The organism is Sphingopyxis sp. GC21 (genome assembly GCF_025727575.1).
In the GTDB taxonomy this organism is placed as follows: domain Bacteria; phylum Pseudomonadota; class Alphaproteobacteria; order Sphingomonadales; family Sphingomonadaceae; genus Sphingopyxis; species Sphingopyxis terrae_A.
The window spans coordinates 1,205,404-1,226,092 of sequence record NZ_CP095845.1; the positions used below are offsets into that span (position 1 = coordinate 1,205,404).

Sequence of the window (20,689 nt, forward strand, 5' to 3'; positions counted from 1 at the left end):
GGAGGCTCCTCAGGCTGGAATCTGGTTGAAGGGGACGCCCTTGTCGGGGCGATGGTCTTGCGGCAGGCCGAGGATGCGCTCGGCGATGGTGTTGAGCAGCGTTTCGTCCGATCCGCCGGCGATGCGGCCGGTCGGCGCGTTGATCCAGCTCGATGCCCAATCGTCCTTGGGCGAGGCATGCTCGTCGAAGTGGAAGCCGCCGACGCCCTGCAGGTCGATCGCGAGTTCGGACAGCTTCTGGCGCGAGCGAACCGCAACCAGCTTGTTGAGCGAGCCTTCGGGCCCCGGCGTCATACCCGCCTGCATCATCAATCGTGCGCGGACATTGATCGAATCGAGTCCCGAACGCATCGCATAGTTGCGGGCGATCTGCTGCCGGATGCGGCCATCCTCGATCGCCGGTCGGCCATTGATCATCAGGTCTTTCGCCAGATCGACGAACAGGTCGAGGTGCGGGCCGAATCCGGCGCTGTCGGTCGCGACATAGCGTTCGATCATCAGGGTCGCGAGCGCGACCGAGAAGCCGCCGCCGACCGGAGACATGCGGTGGTCGTCGCTGATCTTCACATCATCGAAGAAGACTTCGTTGACGTGACTGTCGCCGCCGGCGAGTTTGATCGGGCGCACGGTGACGCCGGGCGCCTTCATGTCGACCCAGAAATAGGTAAGGCCCTTGTGCTTGGCGACGGTCGGGTCGGTGCGCACGACGATGACGCCATAGTCGCTATATTGCGCCCAGCTCGTCCAGACTTTCTGGCCGTTAATCTTCCATCCGTTGCCATCGGTTTCGGCGCGCGTGCGCAGGCCGGCAAGATCGGTGCCGCCCGATGGTTCGGAGAAGAGCTGGCACCAGATTTCTTCGCCCTGCAGCGCCTTGAGCACGCGCTCCTTCACGAAATCGCGGTCAGAGCCGAACTGCATCAGCACCGGCACCGGCATGCCGAGCGAGATGCCGAAATAGACGTTCGGGAAGCCGTGCTTCATCTCCTCGGCTTCGAAGGTGATCTTCTCGATATGGCCAAGGCCCTGTCCGCCGAGGTCGGTAGGCCAGTTGATGCCCGCGAAGCCCGCATCGAATTTCGCCTTTTGATAGCGGCGTCCGAGCGCGAGATCCTCTTCGACGCTCAGGCCCTTGCGGGCCGCCTTGCCGAACGTGGGCGCGACGGATTCGCACCAGGCTGCGGCCTTCGCGCGATAGGCTTCGAGATCGCTCATGCTGCTTCTCCTGCCAGGCGGTCGACCAATATATCTTCCCAGAACAGGCTGCTTCCCTGTTCAAGCGCCAGCGTGCGGGCGCGGCGCATATGAAGGTGCAGGCCGATTTCCCAGGTCACGCCGATGCCGCCGTGGATCTGCACGCAATCGCGCGCCGCGGTGTCATAGGCTTCGGTCGCCGAAAGCCGCGCCGCGGCGGCCGCCGTCACGAAGTCGCTCTGCCCCTCGCGCGAGGCCGCGTGGATGCAATTGGCGCGCGCGAGTTCGACGAGGCCGTAGAGTTCGGCGATGCGGTGCTTGATCGACTGGAAGGCGCCGATCGGTTGCCCGAACGCCTTGCGCGTCACGGCATAGTCGCGCGCGATTTCCATCAGCGCCTCGGCTCCGCCCGTCTGTTCGTGCGCGGTGATGACGGCCTGCAATGCCAGAATGTGCAGCGCCGCCGCGCGCGCGGCGCTTCCGCTGACGAGCGTCTCGGCGGGCGTATCGGCAAAATGCAGGTCGGCGAGGCAGCGGCTGTTGTCGAAGCTGTCGATCGCCGTCTTTTCGACCTTGGCAAGATCGACCAACGCGAGGACCGGCATACCCGGGCCATTGGCGAAGACAATGGCGACGTCGGCATGTAATGCGCCCGAAACGCCGTCCTTCACCCCATCGAGGCGATCATTGGTCAGCGTGACCTTGGGATGGGCGGGCAGGGCGTCAGGCCCCGATGCAATCGCGACCGCCCCGATGACGTCACCGCTTGCCAGTCCAGGTAGCCAGCGCTGTTTCTGATCATCGCTGCCGTTTAGCTCGATCGCTTTTGCCGCACCGAAATTCGAGGTCAGAAAGGGTGCGCCGCTGAGCGTGCGACCCGCCTGGTGCGCAATCAGCCCGAGTTCGACGAGGCCCAGCGCCAGGCCGCCATAGGCTTCCGGCAAGGCCAGCGCGGTCCAGCCTTGTTCTTTCGCGGTGGCCCAGAAGGCTTCGTGATAGCGCCCGCTTGTCTGGAGCAGCGGGAGCAGATCGTCCTTGTGCACGCGCGCTTCCAATATGCGGCGCGATTCGGTGGCGATCGCCTGTTGTCCTTCGTCGTGCAAAATCGACATCGGTCCGAGTCCTCTACCCTTTATGTTTTCACCCATCATCCGGACGTTAACGTAAACGTCAAGTCGTTTTGACGCTACGGCTGGAGGATCGGGCGGCAAAGCGCAACTGACAGGGGCATCAGGTGCGTCCGGCCTTCCAGTCGCGGCGGATCTTCTTGGCAAGGCTCCATTTGTGGACCTCGGTCGGACCGTCGTAGATGCGGAAGGCGCGCACCTCGCGGAACACCTGTTCGACGATCGTGCGATCGGTGACGCCGGTCCCGCCCATCACCTGAACGCAGCGGTCGGCGATCCGCATCAGCGCTTCGGAGACCGCAACCTTTGCCATCGAGCTTTCGACCGTGCCGAGCGATCCGGTGTCGAGAACGCCGGCGCACCAGTCGATCATCAGTTCGGCCTGCTTCAGATCGATCATATTCTCGGCGAGCATGAAGCCGACGCCTTCATGCTCGATCAGCGGCTTGCCAAAGGCTTCACGCCGGTTGGCATAGTCGGTCGCGATTTCGTGCGCGCGAATGCAGCAGCCGAGCCAACGCATGCAGTGTGACAGCCGGGCGGGGGACAGGCGGACCTGCGCGTAGCGAAAGCCTTCGCCGGCCTCACCCAGCATCTGGTCGGCGGGGATACGCAGATTGTCGATGGTCAGCGTCGCGTGCCCGCCAGGCATCGAACTGTCGATCGTGTTCGGAATCTCGTCGATGCGGATCGCCGGATCGGGCAGGTCGACGAGGAACATGCATGCGCCTTCTTCGGCCTTCGCCATGACGATGCCGACGCGCGCGCCCTCCGCGCCGGTGATGAAGGTCTTGCGGCCGTTCACGACCCAATGATTGCCGTCGGGGCGGCAGGTCGTTTTCATCATCGACGGATCGGACCCCGCACCGCCGTCTTCGGCGGGTTCGGTCATGAAAAAGGCCGATCGGACGCGGCCCTCGACCATCGGCTTGAGGAACCGTTCCTTGAGCTCGGGGCTGCCTTCCTTGCCGAGCAGATACATATTGCCTTCGTCGGGCGCCATCGTGTTGCAGGCGAGCGGACCGAGCGGCGACAGACCTGACTTTATGAGGACGACCGCCGTCTCGCGCTGATTGAGGTGGCTGCCGTCGGACAGGATGTGCGGCGTCAGCACGCCCGCCGCGCGGGCATGGTCGCGCATTTCCATCACCAGCTCGTCGGTCGGTGCGCCATGATGGTCGCGGCGCGGGTCTTTCTCATAGGGGACCACCGTCTCGCGGACGAAGGCCTCGACCTTGGCTGCGATCGCCAGCGCCCGATCCGATATGCCTTGGTGCGTCGCCGCCATTCCGATTCCCTTCGCTGTCTAACTATATCGTCTCTCAACCCGACGTTGACGTAAGCGTCAAGTTAATTCAAGGGAGAAGCAACGGTGCCGTAACGGCAGAGACAGAAGGGAAGGATGGACCATGGCTTTCAAGACGCGCATCACCGAAATGCTGGGTATCGAGCATCCGATCGTGCAGGGCGGCATGCAGAGCGTCGGCTATGCCGAACTGGCGAGCGCTGTGTCGAACGCCGGCGGCCTTGGTATCATAACCGCGCTGACCCAGCCGAGCCCCGATGCACTGCGTGAGGAAATCGAACGCTGCCGGTCGATGACCGCCAAACCCTTTGGCGTGAACATGACCGTGTTCCCGACGATCAACGCGCCCGATTACAAGGCCTATGCGCAGGCGATCATCGACGGCGGCGTCAAGATCGTCGAAACGGCGGGCACCCAAGCGGTGCGCGAGATTTGGGAAATGCTCAAGCCCCATGGCGTCACCATCCTGCACAAATGCACCGCCGTGCGTCATGCGCTGTCGGCCGAAAAGGCGGGCTGCGATATCATTTCGATCGACGGCTTCGAATGTGCAGGCCATCCCGGCGAGGACGATATTCCGGGGCTGATCCTGATCCCGGCCGCCGCCGACAAGGTGAAGATCCCGATGCTGGCCTCGGGCGGCTTCGGCGACGGTCGCGGGCTGGTCGCAGCGCTGTCGCTCGGTGCCGAAGGCATCAACATGGGGACGCGCTTCTGCGCGACCAAGGAAGCGCCGATCCACGACAATGTGAAGCAGGCCTATGTCGATAATGACGAGCGCGGCAGCTTCCTGATCTTCCGCAGCCTCAAGAACACCGCGCGCGTCGGCAAGAGCGCAGTGTCGGAGGAGGTGGTGCGCCGCCTTGCGCAGCCCGATGCGACCTTTGCCGACGTCGCCGAACTGGTCAACGGCAAGGCCGGCCGCGAACTCCTCGAAACGGGAGATCTGACGAAGGGGGTATTCTGGGCCGGGATGGTCCAGGGCCTTATCCATGATATTCCGAGCTGCCAGGAATTGATCGACCGCATCATAGCCGAGGCGGAGGCTGTCCTCGATCAGCGACTGGCCGGGTTTCGCGCCTGAACGGCCTTCCCAAAGAAATGCCCCGCCGGTGGGACGCCGGCAGGGCAGTTGGGGGAGGTGATCTGGGTGGCAACTGGTGCAGGGTTGCCGTGAACGCAGGTTCGATCACCGGAACCTGCCATCCGCTTTTGGCAAGGGTGCGGTTCCCCGACTTTGACTTGCATCAACAAGCGAAAATAATCATGCCCGACCGGTCGCCGCCGCGGCACCGGACGAAAGAGATTTTCACGGCATGAGCATCGTTCATTATCAGGGCTTCGCAGGAACCCGCCTCGAAGCGGACGTCATCGGATCGGATAATGACCCGGCGGTGCTGCTGCTTCACGGTGCGGGCCAGACGCGCGCGATCTGGTCGAATGTCGCCGACGCGCTCGAACAGGCCGGCCGCCGCGTCATCAGCCTCGACCTTCGGGGACATGGCGGAAGCGAGTGGCCCGAGGATGGGCGCTATGACTTCGATGCGTTGGTCGGCGATCTGCGCGCGGTGCTGGCACAGCTCGGCACGCGGCCGGTCGTCGTCGCCTCGACCCTCGGAGGATGGATCGCCGCTGCCGCGCTCGAACGCGACGCGGCGGTGCTCGCCTCGGGGCTGGTGCTCGTCGACCTGCCGGTCAGTGACGATGTAACGATGGCGCAGCGCATCGGTGACCGCCTGCGCGAAGCGGCCAACCGGGCGCCTGGTCAGGCGGCATGGGACGCCCGGCTGTTCGAAGCCTTCGACGCCGCTACCGTGACCGAGCGGCTTTCGGGGATCGCCCCCAATATAGCCTTGCCGACGCTCTATGTCCGCGGCGCGATGAGCGAACTTGTCTCGCGCGCCTCGGCGGCGGCGTTCGTCGGCCAGCTCCCCGATGGCGAACTGGTCGAGGTGGAGGACGCCGCGCTGGTCGTCACCGAAGACCGGATCGATGCGCTCGGCGCGCATCTGATCGACTTTCTCGAGCGCCGCGCACCGCGCGGCTGGCCCGAATATCGCGCTGGGTCCGATGCGCGGACCTTTCGCGACGCACTCGGCTGTTTCGCGACCGGCGTCACCGTCGTCACAGCCATCGATGCGGCGGGCCAGCCGATCGGCCTCACCGCCAACAGCTTCACCTCGGTATCGCTCGACCCGCCGCTCCTCCTCGTTTGCATCGCCAACAATGCCGGCAGCGCGGCGGTGCTGCGCGAAGCGGAGCATTTCGCGGTCAATGTGCTCCAGATCGGCCAGCAGCCGACGTCGAATCGCTTTGCGGGCAAGGGCGAGGACCGCTTCGCGGCAACCGGGTGGGAGATCGGCGAGTTCGGTACGCCGGTGCTGTCGGGATCGCTCAGCAGTTTCGAATGCGCGCGCGAGGCAGTGCATCCGGGCGGCGATCATTTCATTCTTGTCGGCCGCGTCCTGAAAGCGATCTTCGAACCGCGCCGCGATCCCTTGCTCTACTTCCGCGGCAAATATCGCAAGCTGCACTTCGCCTGAGGTAAGGCGCCAATTTCGGCGGTTATGGTGAGCCCTGCTGGGTTCGAACCAGCGACCTACTGATTAAAAGTCAGTTGCTCTACCGACTGAGCTAAGGGCCCATCGCGGACCGCGCGGGGGCGGTGTGCGAAAGCGAGCCGTCGCCCTAGTGCGCCGAAGCGCCGTGGTCAACCGGCTTTGCCCGCGAAAGACGCGCGGCGAGTTGGCGGACGCTTTGGCCGCTGAGCGGATGGCGCCAGGCGGGTGCGATCATGCGGAGCGGGCCGAGCACGAAATCGCGCACGGTCATTGCCGCGTGCGGCACGGTGAGCGCCGCATCGCTCCATGCGCCCTCCGACCACAGCAATATGTCGAGGTCGAGCGTGCGTGCGCCCCAGCGCTGGCCGCGCCGCCGTCCGAAAGCAGCTTCGATGGCTTTCAGCCGATCGAGCATCTCGGGCGGGCTGAGCGGCGAGGCGACGAGCGCGACGGCATTGGCGTAGCGGCGGCGCGAAGGGCCGATCGGCGCACTCGCGACGATCGGGCTCGCATCGACGGGTTCGATATCGTCGCTTTCGAGCGCGGCGAGTGCTGCGAGCAACACGCGCCGCGGATCACCGAAACGGACGTGGCGGCGGTTCGAACCAAGGCCGATGGCATAGAGGGGGAGGGGCGTTGCGCTGGTCATGCCCATGCGCCTATCGCAGCGGGGTGAAGATTGACAGCCCCTTGCCCGGTACCGAGCCGCCGCGCGATTGCCGACGTTGCCCGCGCCTTGTCGGGTTGCGTGCCGCCTGTCGCGTTGAGCATCCCGATTGGTGGAATGCCCCCGTCTATGCTTTCGGCGACCCCGATGCGTGGCTTGCCATCGCCGGGCTCGCGCCGGGAAAGCACGGCGCCAACCGCACCGGGCGGCCGTTTACCGGAGATTATGCGGGCGACCTGTTGTTCGAAACGCTCGCCGCCTTCGGGCTCAGCCGCGGCGTCTATGACGGGCAGATCGACGACGGGCTGCGCCTGGACGGAACGATCATCGTCAACAGCGTCAAATGCCTGCCGCCGCAGAACAAGCCGACGCCCGCCGAAATCGCCGCCTGCCGACCCTATTTCGAGGGACAGCTCGCGGCGCTGCCACAGGTCAGGGTGCTGATCGCACTCGGCCGAATTGCGCATGACGCGGCGGTTCGCGCTGCGGGCGGACGGCTCGCCGCCTATCGGTTTGCGCATGGCGCGGTGCATCGCCTGCCCGACGGGCGCCATCTGGTCGATAGCTATCACTGCTCGCGCTACAACACGAACACCGGGCGACTGACGCCGGCGATGTTCGCCGACGTCTTTCGCACCGCCGTCGCATTGCGCGATCAGACCAGTGGGCGGAATTCGTCGACGACGGCGCGGTAAAGCTGGCGCTTGAACGGGACGATCAGCCGTTCGAGCTCGTCGAGTTCGGCCCAGCGCCAGGCGCGAAATTCCTGATGCTGGGTCGCGATATCGACATCGCTATCCTCGCCCATGAAGCGCATCAGGAACCACGACTGGCGCTGACCGCGATATTTCCCGCCCCACATCTTGCCCATCAGATGGTCGGGCAGGTCGTAGAAATGCTCGGTCTTGCTGCGCGCGATGATATCGACCAGTCCGGCATGGACGCCGGTTTCCTCGCTGAGTTCGCGGATTGCGGCATCTTCGGCATCCTCGCCGGGATCGATGCCACCTTGCGGCATCTGCCACGCGTCCTCGGCCGAATCGAGTCGCTGGCCGACAAAGACACGGCCATGACGATTGGCGAGCATCACCCCGGCGCAGGGGCGATAGGGAAGGGCGCTGGCGTCGATCATGCGGTCGCTTCGGCGACGATCGCCTTGAGGACGGTCAGATTGCCGCGGATGTCGTCCTTGGCACTCGGGATGCCCTGCGCCAGACAGATATAGCCGTGGATGGTGCCCGCGGCCTCGCGGTAGGTCGTCGGCACCCCGGCGGCGATCAGCTTGCCGGCATAAGCGCGGCCCTGATCGCGCAGGGGATCGAGCCCCGCGGTCACAAGCAGGGTCGGCGGCAGGCCGGCGGCGTCGAAATCGATCGGCGATGCGCGGCGATCGGCGGGATCGGCGGCATAATGATCGCCGAACCAGGTCATGCCGCCTTCGGTGAGCAGATAGCCATCCTTGAAATCGCGATAGCTTTGCCAGTCCTGATGCGTCGTGACCGCCGGATAGATCGGATGGATCGCGACCACCGGCTTCGCGGCTGGCGTATCGCGCAGCGCGAGCGCGGTCGCGATGGTCAGATTGCCGCCCGCGCTGTCGCCCGACAGGACCAGCCCGGTGCAAGGAATATTGTCGGCGACCCAGCGCGTCGCCGCTTCGCAATCCTCGGGCGCCGCAGGGAAGGGGTGTTCGGGTGCGAGGCGATAGTCGACGGCGATCACCGGCATGTCGAGCTGACGCGCCGCTTCGGCGCAATAGGGATCGTGCGTGTCGAGATCGCCGATCACCCAGCCGCCGCCATGGTAGAAGACCATGACCGGGCCGGGCTCGCGATCGGGACGGTTGTCATAGATGCGGATCGGAATCTCACCGGCGGGTCCGGGAATGGTGCGATCCTCGACCTTCGCGATCGCGCCGCGCGGCACGTCGGCCATCTGGCCCATCACGCGCATCATCTCGCGCCCCGCCTCGGGCGGCATCTCTTCCATCTTGGGGCCTTCCTGGGCGTTGAGGAAGGCAAGAAAGGCCGCCACATCGGGGCGAACATAAGGAGTCGTGCCGTCGGTCATCCGTCATATCCCTTTGCTATGTTGTTGCCGCTGCTATTCGCCATCGGGTGGCATAATTCAATGGCAATTGGAAACTGATTGCGGCAGGCGCGCGCCGATCCGCTTTGCAGCGCACAAATTTTTCTGAATTGCGGGCGGCGTAAGACGGGCCTAGGCCCATTCCGGTAATTCGCAGGACTCTAAAGGCAGAACAGAAAATGGCGACAGTGGTCGAGGACCGGGCCGAAGATCGGCAGTCCCCCCTTTCCGACGCAGTGGTGGTTCGTTTCGCGGGCGACAGCGGCGACGGGATGCAGCTGACCGGTGGTCAGTTCACGCTTTCGACGGCGCTCGCGGGCAATGACCTGGCGACTTTCCCTGATTTTCCGGCCGAAATCCGCGCGCCGCAGGGCACGCTGTTCGGTGTTTCGGCGTTCCAGATCAATTTCGGGTCGAGCGAGATCACGACCGCGGGCGACGCCCCCGACGTGCTCGTCGCGATGAACCCCGCGGCGCTCAAGACCAATGTCGGCGTACTCAAGCTGGGCGGCCTGATCATCGCCGACGAAGGCGAATTCAACGACCGCAATCTCGCCAAGGCGAAATATGACGCCAACCCGCTCGAGGATGGCAGCCTTGCGAAATGGCAGCTTCTGAAGCTCAACATCAGTCAGGCGACGATGGATGCGGTCAAGCCGTTCGGGCTCGGCAACAAGGAAGCGCTGCGCTGCAAGAATATGTGGACGCTCGGCCTTGCGCTGTGGATGTTCGACCGCGACCGCCAGCCGCTGATCGAGTGGCTGAAGGCGAAATTCGCCAAGGATCCCAATCTTGCCGAAGCGAATATCGCGGCGCTCAATGCGGGCCATGCCTATGGCGAAACCGCCGAACTCGCGGGACCGCTCAAGCAGCATCATGTCGCGCCGGCGCCCGCCGAACCCGGCCTCTATCGTACGCTGACCGGCGCCGAGGGCATCGCGCTCGGCCTTGTCGCCGGGGCGCAGCTTGCGCATCTGCCGATGTTCTTCGGCGGCTATCCGATCACGCCCGCATCGGCAATCCTCCACCATCTGTCGCGGCTCAAGGAATATGACGTCACGACCTTTCAGGCCGAGGATGAAATCGCCGCCATCTGTTCGGCAATCGGTGCGAGCTACGCAGGGTCGCTGGGCGTCACCAGCTCGTCGGGACCGGGTATCGCGCTGAAGGGCGAGGCAATGGGCCTCGCGATCATGACCGAACTGCCGCTCGTCATCGTCAATTCGCAGCGTGGCGGCCCGTCGACGGGCCTGCCGACCAAGACCGAACAGTCGGATCTCTATCAGGCTGTCTATGGCCGCAACGGCGATGCGCCGATGCCGGTGATCGCCGCGCGCTCGCCTGGTGACGCGTTCGAATGCGCGATCGAGGCGTGCCGGATCGCGGTCCAATATATGACGCCGGTGATGTTGCTGACCGACGGCTATATCGCCAACGCGGCCGAGCCGTGGAAAGTCCCCGACCTGACCGCCTATGAAGCCTTCCCGGTCGAATTTCTGACCCAGGTACCGGAAGGCGGCTTCAAACCCTATGGCCGCGACGAAAAGCTCGCGCGCCCGTGGGTGAAGCCGGGTACGCCCGACCTGTTGCACCGGATCGGCGGGATCGAGAAAGAGATCGACACCGGTCACATCAATTATGCGCCCGAAAATCACCAGGCGATGACCGACATTCGCAAGGCGAAGATCGACGGGGTCAAGGTTCCCGACCAGATCGTCGAACTCGGCGCCGAGGGCGGCAAGCTTGCGATCGTCGGCTGGGGATCGACCTATGGCCCGATCCATCAGGCGGTGCGCCGCAAGCGCGCCGAAGGGAAGGACGTCAGCCAGATTCACCTACGCCATATCTGGCCGCTCCCCGCCAATCTGGGCGAATTGCTCAAAAGCTATGACAAGGTGATCGTGCCCGAAATGAACACGGGCCAGCTCAAGACGGTGCTGCGCGACCAGTATCTGGTCGATGCCAAGCCGCTCAACAAGGTGTCGGGCCAGCCCTTCCGGATTGCCGAAATCGAAGCTGCCATCGAGGAGGCGCTCCAGTGAACGAGATGACGACCATCGCCCGCACGACGACGCTCAAGGATTGGGAAACCGATCAGGAAGTGCGCTGGTGCCCCGGCTGCGGCGACTATGCGATCCTGAAGGCGGTGCAGCGCACCCTGCCCGAAATTGGCGCAGTGCCCGAAAGCACCGTGTTCATCAGCGGGATCGGCTGCTCGTCGCGCTTTCCCTATTATGTCGAAAGCTACGGCTTCCATACGATCCATGGCCGTGCGCCGGCGTTCGCGACGGGGCTGAAGCTTGCCAATCCCGAACTCGACGTGTGGATCGTCACCGGCGACGGCGATGGTCTGTCGATCGGCGGCAATCACACGATGCACCTCATCCGGCGGAACCTCGATTGCCAGATCATGCTGTTCAACAACGAGATTTACGGGCTGACCAAGGGCCAATATTCGCCCACCAGCCGCGTCGGCACCAACAGCCCGTCGACCCCGTTCGGCTCGGTCGACCGCCCGGCGCAGCCCTGCGCCTTCGCACTCGGCGCGGGCGCCCGCTTCGTTGCGCGCGGCTTCGATGTGTCGAAGGAACTGCCGAATGTTCTGAAAGCGGCCCATGCGCACAAGGGCGCGGCCTTTATCGAAATCTTCCAGAACTGCATCGTCTATAACAAGGACGTGTTCCAGGATTTCGCCGCGCCGAAGGGCGCTGAAGACCGCCAGCTCTGGCTCCAGAACGGGGAACCGATGCTGTTTGCCAAGGGCGCGAAGGGCATCGCGCTCGATCAGGAGGCGCTGACGCTCAAGGTCGTCGATGTCGTCGATGGCGACTGGCAGGCAGCGGGCGTGATCGTCCACGACGTCACCAACCGCAGCGTCGCGCACATGCTCGTGGAAATGCGCTTCGGCGAATTCCCGATGGCGCTCGGTGTCCTCTACGACGATCCGCGTCCGACTTTCGAAGCCGACGTATGGCGCCAGAACAAGGCGGCGGCTGAGGGCAAGAAGGCCGATCTGCAGAGCCTGCTCAAGAAAGGGCAGACCTGGACGGTCAGCGAAGGCGGGCCCGATCTCTGATCGCTTGCGGTCGATGCGCGCGTCGGCTTTATAGGGGCGCATGGACAATCTGACCCACAGCCTCGTCGGCGCGGTTCTTGGGCAAATGGGGCTCAAGAAAAAGACCGCGCTGGCGATGCCGACGCTGATCCTCGCCGCGAACCTGCCCGACATCGATGCAAGCTGCGCCTTTTATGGCGTCGAATCGCTCGCGATGCGCCGCGGGATCACCCATGGGCCGATCGCGCTGCTTTTGCTGCCGGTCCTGCTCTGGGCGGCGATGATCGCCTTCGACCGCTGGCAGACGCGGCGGGGAACGCGGCCCGCTACAAGGCCGCCCTTGCATCGCGGCTGGTTGCTCGCGCTCGCCTATATCGGGTGCCTCAGCCACCCGGCGCTCGACTGGCTCAACAACTATGGCGTGCGGCTGCTCGAACCGTTCAGCCACCGTTGGTTCTATGGCGATACGCTGTTCATCATCGACCTGTGGATATGGCTGGCGCTCGGCCTGTCGGTCTGGCTGTCGCTGCGACGCGAACGGCGCGGGGCGCCTGACTGGCGACGTCCGGCTTGGATCGGTTTCACTGCCGTTTGCGCTTATATCTTCGCCAACGGTGTCATGACGGGGCAGGCCGAGGCGCAGGCGGCCGACCTGCTGCGCCGGAGCGGACAAGGCGGCGCGCTGGTCGTCGCGAGCCCGCCGCCGATCGCCTTCTGGCGGCGCGATATCTTTTGGCGCGGGGGCGGGCGCTATGGCAGCGGCGCCTATGCGCTGGGGCAGGGGAGCACGGTGGAGCCGGGGGTTCCGTCGGGCATGGACGACATGCGCCTCCGCGCGTGGTTGAAGTCCGATCCGCCCGCGCGCGCCTTCCTTTTCTGGGCACGGATGCCGGTCGCGACGCGCGACGGCGATGCGATCGTCCTGCACGATCAGCGCTATATGCAGCCGCTGGCGCGCGACCAGTTCACGGTGCGCGTGACCGCACCCGATACCGCCAGCTATCCCTGATGGCGCCGCCGACGATCCTGTGGTTTCGCCGCGATCTGCGGCTCGCCGATCAGGCGGCGCTTGTCGCTGCGGCGACGTCGGGTCCGGTCATTCCCGTCTATATTCTCGACGACGAAACGCCGCGGCACCGCGCGATGGGCGGCGCGTCGCGTTGGTGGCTGCATCACAGCCTCGCGCGACTCGACGAAAGCCTGCGCGCGCGCGGTTCGCGGTTGATCCTGCGGCGCGGCAAGTGCGAGGACGAACTGGCGAAGATTGCCGAGGAGAGCGGGGCCGGCGCCGTGCATTGCCTCCGTCATTACGAGCCGTGGTGGCGCAATGCCGAGCGCGCGGTCGCGAAGCGCCTCGATCTCGTTTGTCACGACGGCAATTACCTCGCGCCGCCGGGATCGGTGAAGACTGGCAGCGGCGGCCTCTATAAAATCTACACCCCCTTCTGGCGCGCGCTGCGCGATCATATGCCGCCGCCTGCGCCCGTGGATGCCCCCGAAGGCCTCGATGCGCCCGACCGCTGGCCGGCGTCGGACCGACTCGACGATTGGGAACTGCTGCCGTCACGCCCCAATTGGGCGACGGGGTTCGAAGGCGAATGGACGCCGGGCGAACCGGGCGCGCACGCGCGGCTCGGCGCGTTCGCGGGCATCGCGGCACGCTATGATGAGCAGCGGAACCTGCCCGCGATCGAAGGCAGTTCGCGCCTGTCGCCGCATCTTCACTTCGGCGAGATTTCGCCCACCGCGATCTGGCATGCCGTTGCAGACGCAGGGGGATCGGTCGATGTGTTCTTGGCCGAGATCGGGTGGCGCGACTATGCGCAGACGGTGATCTTGCAATATCCCGATTACGGCGCCCGCAGTGCCCGCGAAGCCTTCGATACCGCGCTGTCCTGGCGGAGCGGCGAGGAGGCCGACGCCGATTTCGCCGCCTGGCAACAGGGACGCACGGGCTATCCGATCGTCGATGCCGGCATACGGCAGCTCTGGGCAACCGGCTGGATGCACAATCGCGTCCGCATGATCGCCGCGAGTTTCCTCATCAAGCATCTGCTCATCGACTGGCGGCGCGGCGAACAATGGTTTTGGGATACGCTGGTCGATGCCGATTACGCGTCCAATGCGGTGAATTGGCAGTGGGTCGCGGGGTCGGGTGTCGACTCGAACATGTTTCCGCGCATCATGGCACCGCTTACCCAGTCGGAGAAATTCGATGCCGCCGCCTATATCCGCCAATGGGTGCCCGAACTGGCCGATATCGGCGATGCCGCAATCCACGATCCCGATGAATTCGGTCGCCGTCCGCGAAGCTATCCCCCGAAAATCATTGGGCATCGCGAAGCCCGCGCGCGGGCGCTGGCGGCTTATGACGTCATGAAGGCCGACGACAACTGATTGTCATGGCGCAGGTTTTGCGGCAGGGAATGCTAATGAACACCCATGTCAGCCCCCGTCGCGGCAAAGCGCTTCTTCGCGCCGACAGGGCTTTTCGGTCGGGTGGTTTCATCGCGCGCCTCGTCGGCCGCGCCCCGTCGGCGCTGTTTCATCGCCTGCTCGACCGCATCGATGCGGGGCTGGGCAAGGGGACGCTGGAGGGACATCTGCCCGACGGCAGCGTGCGCATCCTGGGCGGACGGGGCAAGGGGCCGACCGCGATCGTTCATCTGAAAAGCTGGTCGGCGCTGGTGCGGCTCGCGATGTCGGGATCGGTCGGTTGGTACCGGGCCTGGGATCTGGGCGAATGGAGTTCGCCCGATCCGGTCCCGCTGTTCGATCTGTTCATGCGCAATGGCGAAACGCTGGGCAATGTCGCGCGCTCGCGCGGGCCGCTGCACTGGATCAATCGCGCCGCCCATATCGTCAATCGCAACAGCCGCCGCGGTTCGAAGCGCAATATTCTGGCGCATTATGATCTGGGCAATGATTTCTACCGGCTGTGGCTCGACAGCGGACTTAATTATTCGAGTGCCTTGTTCACCGACCTTAGCATGACGCTGGAAGAGGCGCAGGAGGTCAAGGTCGATGCGATCCTCGACAGGCTCGACCTGCGGTCGGGGACGCGGCTGCTCGAAATCGGCTGCGGCTGGGGCGCACTCGCCGAACGCGCGGTCGAGCGCCACGATGTTCTCTACACCGGTATCACCCTGTCGCCGTCGCAGGCGGAGGTGGCCGAGGCGCGATTGCAGGCGGTTGATCTTTCGGGGCGTTCGCGTGTCGAAATCTGCGATTATCGGGACGCCAAGGGCCCCTATGACGCGATTGCGAGCGTCGAAATGGTCGAGGCGGTGGGGCAGGCCTATTGGCCGGCCTATCTCGACGCGATCGCGCGGCTGCTCCGCCCCGGCGGCAAGGCGGCGATCCAGTATATCGCGATCAACGACGCGCTGTTCGAACGCTATGCGGCGAGCAGCGACTTCATTCAGGCCTATATTTTCCCCGGCGGTTGCCTGATTTCCGAAAGTCGCTTCCGGGCCTTGGCCGAAGCGCGCGGGCTGGCATGGGGCAATGTGCGCCACTTCGGCGGCGGCTATGCCGAGACGCTGCGCCAGTGGCGCGAACGTTTCGACGAGGCGGTGTCGGCGGGGCAACTCCCGTCGGGCTTTGACGAACGCTTCATCCGTCTGTGGCGCTATTATCTGCAATATTGCGAAGGCGGCTTTCGCGGCGGCGGGATCGACGTCGCGCAGGTCACGCTGGAAAAGATCGACGGATAGTCGACTGTAATCGAGAAGAGGGAGAGGGGAATGCGACGACGATTGGCCGCCTTGCTATTGCCCGTGGCGCTGGCCGGCCTTGCCGGAACAGCCGCGACACAGACCACCGACGCCATGCCAAAGGATCAGAATGTGCTGTTTTGGAGCCAGGATCAACGCGACGCCGCTTTCCGTACGATGGAATCGGTGCCCAAGGTCGTCGTGCACACCATTGCGGCGGGCGGCCCGGTCTATCCGCTGCCCGAAGGACAGCCGCTCGATGTCGGGGTCGACATCGACGCGCATATGGCGCGCCAGCGCAATGCGGGGCTGATCATCGTTCAGGACGGCAAGATCCGGCTCGAAAAATATGCGCTCGGCTATGGCCCTGCAGGGCGCTGGACGAGCTTTTCGGTCGCGAAGAGCTTTACCTCGACGCTCGTCGGCGCGGCGGTGAAGGACGGCTATATCAAGAGCCTCGACGACAAGGTGACGCAATATATCCCTGGACTTCGCGGTTCGGCCTATGACGACGTCAGCGTGCGCCAGCTTCTCACGATGACCTCGGGCGTGCGCTGGAATGAGGATTATACCGATCCCAAATCGGACGTGGCGCAGTTCAATCTGCAAAAGCCCATCGCGGGCGAGGATATTACCGTCAGCTATATGAAGACCTTGCCGCGCGAGGCGCCCGCGGGGTCGAAATGGGTCTACAAGACCGGCGAGACCAATTTGATCGGCGTCCTCGTGTCGAGTGCGACGGGCAAGACGCTGTCGGCCTATCTGTCCGAAAAGATATGGAAGCCGTTCGGCATGGATCAGGACGCCGTCTGGATGCTCGGCCCGACGGGGCACGAGATCAGCGGTTGCTGCGTATCGGCCAGCCTGCGCGATTATGCCCGTTTCGGTCTGTTCATTCTCGGCGGCGGCGTGGCTGGTGGGGAGAAAGTTCTGCCCGATGACTGGCTCGCCGCCGCGACGACCAAGCAGGCCGCGATCGATCAGCCGGGACGTGGCTATGGTTATCAATGGTGGACCAACGACGACGGCAGCTTCGCCGCGCAGGGCATCTTCGGGCAGGGCATCTTCATCGACCCCAAACGACGGCTGGTCATCGCATCGAACGGCAACTGGCCGACCGCGACCGACCCCGAAGGCGTGGGCGCGGCGCGCGAGGCCTTTTACAAGGCGGTGCAGGCTGCGGTCGACCGGGAAAGCAGCCGCTGATTTTTTGATGCGTCTAGCGCCACAGTGCCGTTCAGACGACCGGCGTAGCGGTAGCGCGCTGAGCGAGCCAGGCGGCTACAACCGGGATCAGGACGCCCAGCGCCATCACCCACCAGGCATCAGCCAAGGTGATCGAACGATAGATGGCTGCGCCCAGAATCGCTCCGGCAACAACCCAGCCGGCGCCCGTGCCGTCCGAAATGCGCATCGCGAGCCAGCTTCCGGCGAAGGTGCCGACGAACCAGCCGACGAGCAACGCAATTGTCGCGCCGAGCGGGATCAGGATTTCGCCGGTGTCGAGGTCATAGACTTCGGGAGCGAATTCGCCGCCCGCATATTGGGCGATCCACAACAGGCCGAAGGCAACCGCAATGCCGATAACCGCCGCGACCGCGGAACGTAGAATATTGCCGCCCATTTTCATGCCCTTGCTTCTCGAAACGCTTGAGAGCGCGTGATAGCCCGGGAAAGCAAATATCGCGTTAAGCCTCTGCCATCACCTTCGGCAGCGCGTGATAGGCGGTGCTGTCGAAGCCATCGACCATCATCCGGGCGACGAATTCGCCGACGACTGCCGGATCCTTGATGCTCTGCGGGTCTTCGCCGGGATAGGCGCGTGCGCGCATCTGGGTGCGCGTGCCGCCGGGGTCGAGAATTGCGGTGCGGACGTTCGAGATATTGCGCATTTCGGCGCCATAGCTCGACACCAGCACCTCAAACGCCGCCTTCGACGCGGCGTAGGCGCCCCAATAGGCGCGCGGCGTTCGTGCAACGCCGGTCGATAGCGCGACGAGGCGCCCTGCGGGCGCGCGGCGCAGCAGCGGATCGAAATTGGCGATCAGCGCCTGCTGCGCGACAAGATTGAGCGTCAGCAGCTTGTTGAATTCCTTGCTGTCGATCGCGCCAACCGGGGTCAGCGTGCCGAGCATCGCGGCATTGAGCACGAGCATGTCGAGTTGCTGCCACCGTTCGGCGATCGCGCTCGCCAGCCGGGCGATGCTGTCGCCGTCGGTCAGGTCGAGCGGCGCAATGGTCGCGCTGCCGCCCGCATCGTGGACGCGGTCTTCCAGTTCCTCGAGCCCGCCCGCGGTGCGGGCGGTGATCACGACATGCGCGCCGCGCCGGGCGAGCGATTCGGCGATCGCAGCGCCGATGCCGCGGCTCGCGCCGGTGACGAGCGCCGTCTGTCCCGCCAGTTCTTCAGAATTCATCGTCATTTCGTCAGACAACCCGTTCGGCAAGCAGCGAAAACTGATCTTCCAGGCTGTTCTCGTCGAAATCGGTCAGCGTGGTCGGATAATCGCCCGTGAAGCAGGCGTCGCAATATTGCGGACAATCATCGGTGCGCCGCGCCTCGCCCAGCGCGCGGTACAGGCCGTCGATGGTCAGGAAGGACAGGCTGTCGGCATTAATGAAATTGGCCATCTGGCCGACCGTCATCTGCGCCGCGAGCAGCTTGGCGCGTTCGGGCGTATCGACGCCGTAGAAGCAGCTATGCGACGTCGGCGGGCTGGCGATGCGCATATGCACTTCGGCGGCCCCCGCGTCGCGCATCATCTGCACGATCTTGAGGCTGGTCGTGCCGCGCACGATCGAATCGTCGATCAGCACGATCCGCTTGCCGGCGATCAGCGCGCGATTGGCATTGTGCTTCAGCTTGACGCCGAGATGGCGAACCTTGTCGCCCGGCTGAATGAAGGTACGGCCGACATAGTGCGAACGGATGATACCGAGCTCGAAGGGAATGCCCGATTCCTGCGCATAGCCGATCGCCGCGGGGGTTCCCGAATCGGGGACCGGGATGACGAGATCGGCATCGACCGGATTTTCGCGCGCCAGTTCGGCGCCGATCGCCTTGCGCACCGAATAGACGCTGGTGCCGTCGACGATCGAATCGGGGCGCGAGAAATAGACATATTCGAAGATGCACGGCCGCGCCGCACGATCGGCGAAGGGGCGGTGCGACGAAAGCTGGCCGTCGCGGATGATGACGAGTTCGCCGGGATCGACCGAGCGGACGAATTCGGCCCCGACGACGTCGAGCGCTACAGTTTCGGACGCGAGGATGTACGCATCGCCCAGCTTGCCGATGACCAGCGGACGAATGCCGAGCGGATCGCGGCAGCCGATCATGCCTTCCGCGGTCAGGCAGATCAGCGAATAGGCGCCCTCGACCTGTTTCAGCGCGTCGATGAAGCGATCGAGCAGGGTGCGATAGTTGGACGTGGCGACGAGGTGGATGATGACCTCGGTATCGCTCGTCGACTGAAAGATCGATCCGCGGCGCACCAATATCTTGCGCAGCGCCATCGCGTTGGAAATATTGCCGTTATGCGCGACTGCAAAGCCGCCGGTGGCCAGGTCGGCGAACAGCGGCTGGACATTGCGCAGCGCCGTCTCGCCGGTGGTTGAGTAGCGGACATGGCCGATCGCCGACGCGCCCGCGAGCTGGCGGATGATGTCGTCGCGGTCGAAATTGCCCGCAACATGCCCCATCGCGCGGTGGGTATGGAAATCCTTGCCATCGAAGGCGGTGATGCCCGCGGCTTCCTGACCGCGGTGCTGCAGGGCGTGAAGCCCCAGCGCCGCGACCGCAGCGGCACTTTCGGCGCCGTGAATACCAAAGACGCCGCACTCCTCGCGGAGCTTGTCGTCGTCAAAAGGATGGGTCGTCAGCATGTCAATCCAGGGGCAGGGGGCTGGGACTGCCGCGCATATAGGAGTGCCGAACCCAAATGTCGCCCCCCATATTTGACCTTTTGATGTCAACCGGACCCGCGCGGGGGGTGACAGCCGCTCTCGACCTGCTCTAAGGCGCGGACCATGGATGCTTCGCGCGACACCACCGACCGTTTCCTGCCGCGTTTCGACGCCGCCGGGCTGGTGACCGCCATCGTGACCGACGTCGACAGCGGCGTGCTGCTGATGGTCGCGCATATGAATGCCGACGCGATCGCGCTGACGCAGGAGACGGGGCAGGCGCATTTCTGGTCGCGGTCGCGGGCCGCGCTGTGGCGCAAAGGCGAAACCTCGGGCAACGGACTGGCGGTCGTCGAAATGCGCGTCGATTGTGATCAGGATGCGCTGCTCTTGCGCGTGAAGCCCGCCGGTCCGGCCTGTCACACAGGTCGCCGATCCTGCTTTTATCGCCGGATCGAGCGGGACGGCAGCCTGACCTTCCTCGATACCGATGCCTAGCCCACGCGTCGCGGGCCTACTCGTCGCGGTTCTGCTGCTCGTCGGCGGCTGCGACCGGGCGAAGCGCGAGGGCGCCGATGCTGCGATCGATACACGCAATCCGTTGGAAATCGCCGCGCGCGAACGCGGAGTGGTACGCGCCGATGCAAGCGATCCGACCGGCCTGTTCGAACGCACGCACGAGCTTGGCCGCGATGCGATGTGCGTTGTCCCCGATGGCGCCGGGCAGTGGCGCTTTGCGGTGAGCGCGTCGTTCGGTCCCGGCCTGTCGTGCAATGCGCGCGGCACCATCGTCCGCGACGGGGATGACTGGCGGATGCGCTTCGCCGGGGTCGAGGGATGCGAGGCACTTGTCCACGAAGAGGAAGACGAACTGCGCCTGCCCGGACGCCTGCCGTCGCAATGCGACAGCCTGTGCCCGTCGCGCGCGTCGCTCTCGGGCCTGCGCCTGCCGCGCGCGAGCTGGTCGGCGGACGATGCAAAGGGCTTGCAGTTGCGCGATGGACGCGGCAATATGGTCCGGCCTTGCGGATCGCCGTAAGCGGCGCTTTTCCTTATCTCCGACGGCCTT

20 protein-coding genes and 1 tRNA gene are annotated in these 20,689 nt (G+C 64.7%); 11 read left to right on the plus strand and 10 right to left on the minus strand.

The features are described from left to right. Positions 1 to 9: 9 nt before the first annotated feature. From MU856_RS05735 to MU856_RS05745, 3 genes are all read right to left on the minus strand, one after another. A complete protein-coding gene (locus MU856_RS05735; RefSeq protein ID WP_003051302.1) occupies positions 10 to 1,215 on the minus strand; it encodes an acyl-CoA dehydrogenase family protein in 1,206 nt (401 codons plus the stop codon). Continuing rightward, positions 1,212 to 2,306, minus strand: coding sequence for an acyl-CoA dehydrogenase family protein (locus tag MU856_RS05740; protein ID WP_062902354.1), 1,095 nt, complete (start codon positions 2,304 to 2,306; stop codon positions 1,212 to 1,214). The genes MU856_RS05735 and MU856_RS05740 overlap by 4 nt, the downstream gene beginning before the upstream one ends. Before the next feature lie 118 nt (positions 2,307 to 2,424). Beyond that, on the minus strand, positions 2,425 to 3,609 hold the full coding sequence (locus tag MU856_RS05745; RefSeq protein ID WP_062902355.1) for an acyl-CoA dehydrogenase family protein: 1,185 nt from the start codon (positions 3,607 to 3,609) through the stop codon (positions 2,425 to 2,427). Positions 3,610 to 3,730: 121 nt separating this feature from the next. On the opposite strand from MU856_RS05745, the gene MU856_RS05750 reads away from it, so the two are divergent. Together MU856_RS05750 and MU856_RS05755 are read left to right on the plus strand one after the other, a co-directional pair. Continuing rightward, entirely contained in the window at positions 3,731 to 4,711 is a 981-nt protein-coding gene (locus tag MU856_RS05750; RefSeq protein ID WP_062902356.1) for an NAD(P)H-dependent flavin oxidoreductase, read from the plus strand. A 232-nt stretch (positions 4,712 to 4,943) separates the two neighbouring features. Continuing rightward, positions 4,944 to 6,170 (plus strand): alpha/beta fold hydrolase, encoded by a 1,227-nt coding sequence (locus MU856_RS05755; protein ID WP_062902357.1) that lies wholly within the window; start codon positions 4,944 to 4,946, stop codon positions 6,168 to 6,170. Positions 6,171 to 6,195: 25 nt separating this feature from the next. On the opposite strand, the gene MU856_RS05760 is transcribed toward MU856_RS05755, so the two are convergent. Together MU856_RS05760 and folK are read right to left on the minus strand one after the other, a co-directional pair. After that, positions 6,196 to 6,271 (minus strand) — tRNA-Lys (locus MU856_RS05760). Between the two features lie 44 nt (positions 6,272 to 6,315). Further along, complete coding sequence (folK, locus tag MU856_RS05765; protein ID WP_407047218.1) at positions 6,316 to 6,843, minus strand: 2-amino-4-hydroxy-6-hydroxymethyldihydropteridine diphosphokinase; 528 nt, start codon at positions 6,841 to 6,843, stop codon at positions 6,316 to 6,318. A gap of 17 nt (positions 6,844 to 6,860) precedes the next feature. On the opposite strand from folK, the gene MU856_RS05770 reads away from it, so the two are divergent. Continuing rightward, positions 6,861 to 7,550, plus strand: a complete 690-nt coding sequence (locus MU856_RS05770) for a uracil-DNA glycosylase (protein WP_062902358.1) — start codon at positions 6,861 to 6,863, stop codon at positions 7,548 to 7,550. Here the strand turns inward: MU856_RS05770 and MU856_RS05775 are convergent. Next, on the minus strand, positions 7,511 to 7,987 hold the full coding sequence (locus MU856_RS05775) for an RNA pyrophosphohydrolase (protein WP_062902359.1): 477 nt from the start codon (positions 7,985 to 7,987) through the stop codon (positions 7,511 to 7,513). The two genes, MU856_RS05770 and MU856_RS05775, sit on opposite strands and share 40 nt — an antisense overlap. Continuing rightward, the gene (locus MU856_RS05780; RefSeq protein ID WP_263588560.1) at positions 7,984 to 8,925 is read right to left on the minus strand and encodes an alpha/beta hydrolase; all 942 of its coding nucleotides are present in this window, start codon (positions 8,923 to 8,925) and stop codon (positions 7,984 to 7,986) included. Before MU856_RS05780 ends, MU856_RS05775 begins: the two co-directional genes overlap by 4 nt. 197 nt (positions 8,926 to 9,122) lie before the next feature. Between MU856_RS05780 and MU856_RS05785 the strand changes: the two genes are divergently transcribed. Genes MU856_RS05785 through MU856_RS05810 form a run of 6 tightly spaced genes read left to right on the plus strand, consistent with a single transcriptional unit; the run spans position 9,123 to position 16,920 of the window. Further along, the gene (locus tag MU856_RS05785; protein ID WP_003051329.1) at positions 9,123 to 10,985 is read left to right on the plus strand and encodes a 2-oxoacid:acceptor oxidoreductase subunit alpha; all 1,863 of its coding nucleotides are present in this window, start codon (positions 9,123 to 9,125) and stop codon (positions 10,983 to 10,985) included. After that, the gene (locus MU856_RS05790; protein ID WP_003051331.1) at positions 10,982 to 12,019 is read left to right on the plus strand and encodes a 2-oxoacid:ferredoxin oxidoreductase subunit beta; all 1,038 of its coding nucleotides are present in this window, start codon (positions 10,982 to 10,984) and stop codon (positions 12,017 to 12,019) included. The genes MU856_RS05785 and MU856_RS05790 overlap by 4 nt, the downstream gene beginning before the upstream one ends. 40 nt (positions 12,020 to 12,059) lie before the next feature. Beyond that, positions 12,060 to 13,007 carry a metal-dependent hydrolase gene (locus MU856_RS05795; RefSeq protein ID WP_062902361.1) on the plus strand — a complete coding sequence of 316 codons (948 nt, stop codon included), beginning with the start codon at positions 12,060 to 12,062 and terminating at the stop codon, positions 13,005 to 13,007. Next, positions 13,007 to 14,395 (plus strand): cryptochrome/photolyase family protein, encoded by a 1,389-nt coding sequence (locus MU856_RS05800; RefSeq protein WP_263588561.1) that lies wholly within the window; start codon positions 13,007 to 13,009, stop codon positions 14,393 to 14,395. Before MU856_RS05795 ends, MU856_RS05800 begins: the two co-directional genes overlap by 1 nt. Positions 14,396 to 14,430: 35 nt before the next feature. Further along, positions 14,431 to 15,714 (plus strand): SAM-dependent methyltransferase, encoded by a 1,284-nt coding sequence (locus tag MU856_RS05805; protein ID WP_263588562.1) that lies wholly within the window; start codon positions 14,431 to 14,433, stop codon positions 15,712 to 15,714. Positions 15,715 to 15,744: 30 nt separating this feature from the next. Further along, positions 15,745 to 16,920: a serine hydrolase domain-containing protein gene (locus MU856_RS05810; RefSeq protein ID WP_263588563.1), complete on the plus strand. Its 1,176-nt coding sequence runs from the start codon at positions 15,745 to 15,747 to the stop codon at positions 16,918 to 16,920. Positions 16,921 to 16,951: 31 nt separating this feature from the next. On the opposite strand, the gene MU856_RS05815 is transcribed toward MU856_RS05810, so the two are convergent. From MU856_RS05815 to purF, 3 genes are read right to left on the minus strand one after another with little or no spacing between them, the layout of a single operon-like run. After that, positions 16,952 to 17,344 (minus strand): hypothetical protein, encoded by a 393-nt coding sequence (locus MU856_RS05815; RefSeq protein WP_062764789.1) that lies wholly within the window; start codon positions 17,342 to 17,344, stop codon positions 16,952 to 16,954. A gap of 58 nt (positions 17,345 to 17,402) precedes the next feature. Continuing rightward, positions 17,403 to 18,131 (minus strand): SDR family NAD(P)-dependent oxidoreductase, encoded by a 729-nt coding sequence (locus tag MU856_RS05820; RefSeq protein ID WP_263588957.1) that lies wholly within the window; start codon positions 18,129 to 18,131, stop codon positions 17,403 to 17,405. A 10-nt stretch (positions 18,132 to 18,141) separates the two neighbouring features. Continuing rightward, positions 18,142 to 19,599, minus strand: a complete 1,458-nt coding sequence (gene purF, locus MU856_RS05825) for an amidophosphoribosyltransferase (protein WP_062764792.1) — start codon at positions 19,597 to 19,599, stop codon at positions 18,142 to 18,144. A 144-nt stretch (positions 19,600 to 19,743) separates the two neighbouring features. Here purF and hisI point away from each other — a divergent pair, with 144 nt between their 5' ends. Together hisI and MU856_RS05835 are read left to right on the plus strand one after the other, a co-directional pair. After that, on the plus strand, positions 19,744 to 20,118 hold the full coding sequence (gene hisI / locus MU856_RS05830) for a phosphoribosyl-AMP cyclohydrolase (protein WP_062902365.1): 375 nt from the start codon (positions 19,744 to 19,746) through the stop codon (positions 20,116 to 20,118). Next, positions 20,111 to 20,659: a hypothetical protein gene (locus MU856_RS05835; protein ID WP_062902366.1), complete on the plus strand. Its 549-nt coding sequence runs from the start codon at positions 20,111 to 20,113 to the stop codon at positions 20,657 to 20,659. Before hisI ends, MU856_RS05835 begins: the two co-directional genes overlap by 8 nt. Positions 20,660 to 20,689: the final 30 nt, after the last annotated feature.

What these genes read in the sequence shown, in the direction of transcription:
- MU856_RS05735 (WP_003051302.1), bottom strand. Translation starts at nt 1,215, where the DNA reads ATGAGCGATCTCGAAGCCTATCGCGCGAAGGCCGCAGCCTGGTGCGAA.
- MU856_RS05740 (WP_062902354.1), bottom strand. Translation starts at nt 2,306, where the DNA reads ATGTCGATTTTGCACGACGAAGGACAACAGGCGATCGCCACCGAATCG.
- MU856_RS05745 (WP_062902355.1), bottom strand. Translation starts at nt 3,609, where the DNA reads ATGGCGGCGACGCACCAAGGCATATCGGATCGGGCGCTGGCGATCGCA.
- MU856_RS05750 (WP_062902356.1), top strand. Translation starts at nt 3,731, where the DNA reads ATGGCTTTCAAGACGCGCATCACCGAAATGCTGGGTATCGAGCATCCG.
- MU856_RS05755 (WP_062902357.1), top strand. Translation starts at nt 4,944, where the DNA reads ATGAGCATCGTTCATTATCAGGGCTTCGCAGGAACCCGCCTCGAAGCG.
- folK (WP_407047218.1), bottom strand. Translation starts at nt 6,843, where the DNA reads ATGGGCATGACCAGCGCAACGCCCCTCCCCCTCTATGCCATCGGCCTT.
- MU856_RS05775 (WP_062902359.1), bottom strand. Translation starts at nt 7,987, where the DNA reads ATGATCGACGCCAGCGCCCTTCCCTATCGCCCCTGCGCCGGGGTGATG.
- MU856_RS05780 (WP_263588560.1), bottom strand. Translation starts at nt 8,925, where the DNA reads ATGACCGACGGCACGACTCCTTATGTTCGCCCCGATGTGGCGGCCTTT.
- MU856_RS05785 (WP_003051329.1), top strand. Translation starts at nt 9,123, where the DNA reads ATGGCGACAGTGGTCGAGGACCGGGCCGAAGATCGGCAGTCCCCCCTT.
- MU856_RS05795 (WP_062902361.1), top strand. Translation starts at nt 12,060, where the DNA reads ATGGACAATCTGACCCACAGCCTCGTCGGCGCGGTTCTTGGGCAAATG.
- MU856_RS05800 (WP_263588561.1), top strand. Translation starts at nt 13,007, where the DNA reads ATGGCGCCGCCGACGATCCTGTGGTTTCGCCGCGATCTGCGGCTCGCC.
- MU856_RS05805 (WP_263588562.1), top strand. Translation starts at nt 14,431, where the DNA reads ATGAACACCCATGTCAGCCCCCGTCGCGGCAAAGCGCTTCTTCGCGCC.
- MU856_RS05810 (WP_263588563.1), top strand. Translation starts at nt 15,745, where the DNA reads ATGCGACGACGATTGGCCGCCTTGCTATTGCCCGTGGCGCTGGCCGGC.
- MU856_RS05815 (WP_062764789.1), bottom strand. Translation starts at nt 17,344, where the DNA reads ATGAAAATGGGCGGCAATATTCTACGTTCCGCGGTCGCGGCGGTTATC.
- MU856_RS05820 (WP_263588957.1), bottom strand. Translation starts at nt 18,131, where the DNA reads ATGAATTCTGAAGAACTGGCGGGACAGACGGCGCTCGTCACCGGCGCG.
- purF (WP_062764792.1), bottom strand. Translation starts at nt 19,599, where the DNA reads ATGCTGACGACCCATCCTTTTGACGACGACAAGCTCCGCGAGGAGTGC.
- hisI (WP_062902365.1), top strand. Translation starts at nt 19,744, where the DNA reads ATGGATGCTTCGCGCGACACCACCGACCGTTTCCTGCCGCGTTTCGAC.
- MU856_RS05835 (WP_062902366.1), top strand. Translation starts at nt 20,111, where the DNA reads ATGCCTAGCCCACGCGTCGCGGGCCTACTCGTCGCGGTTCTGCTGCTC.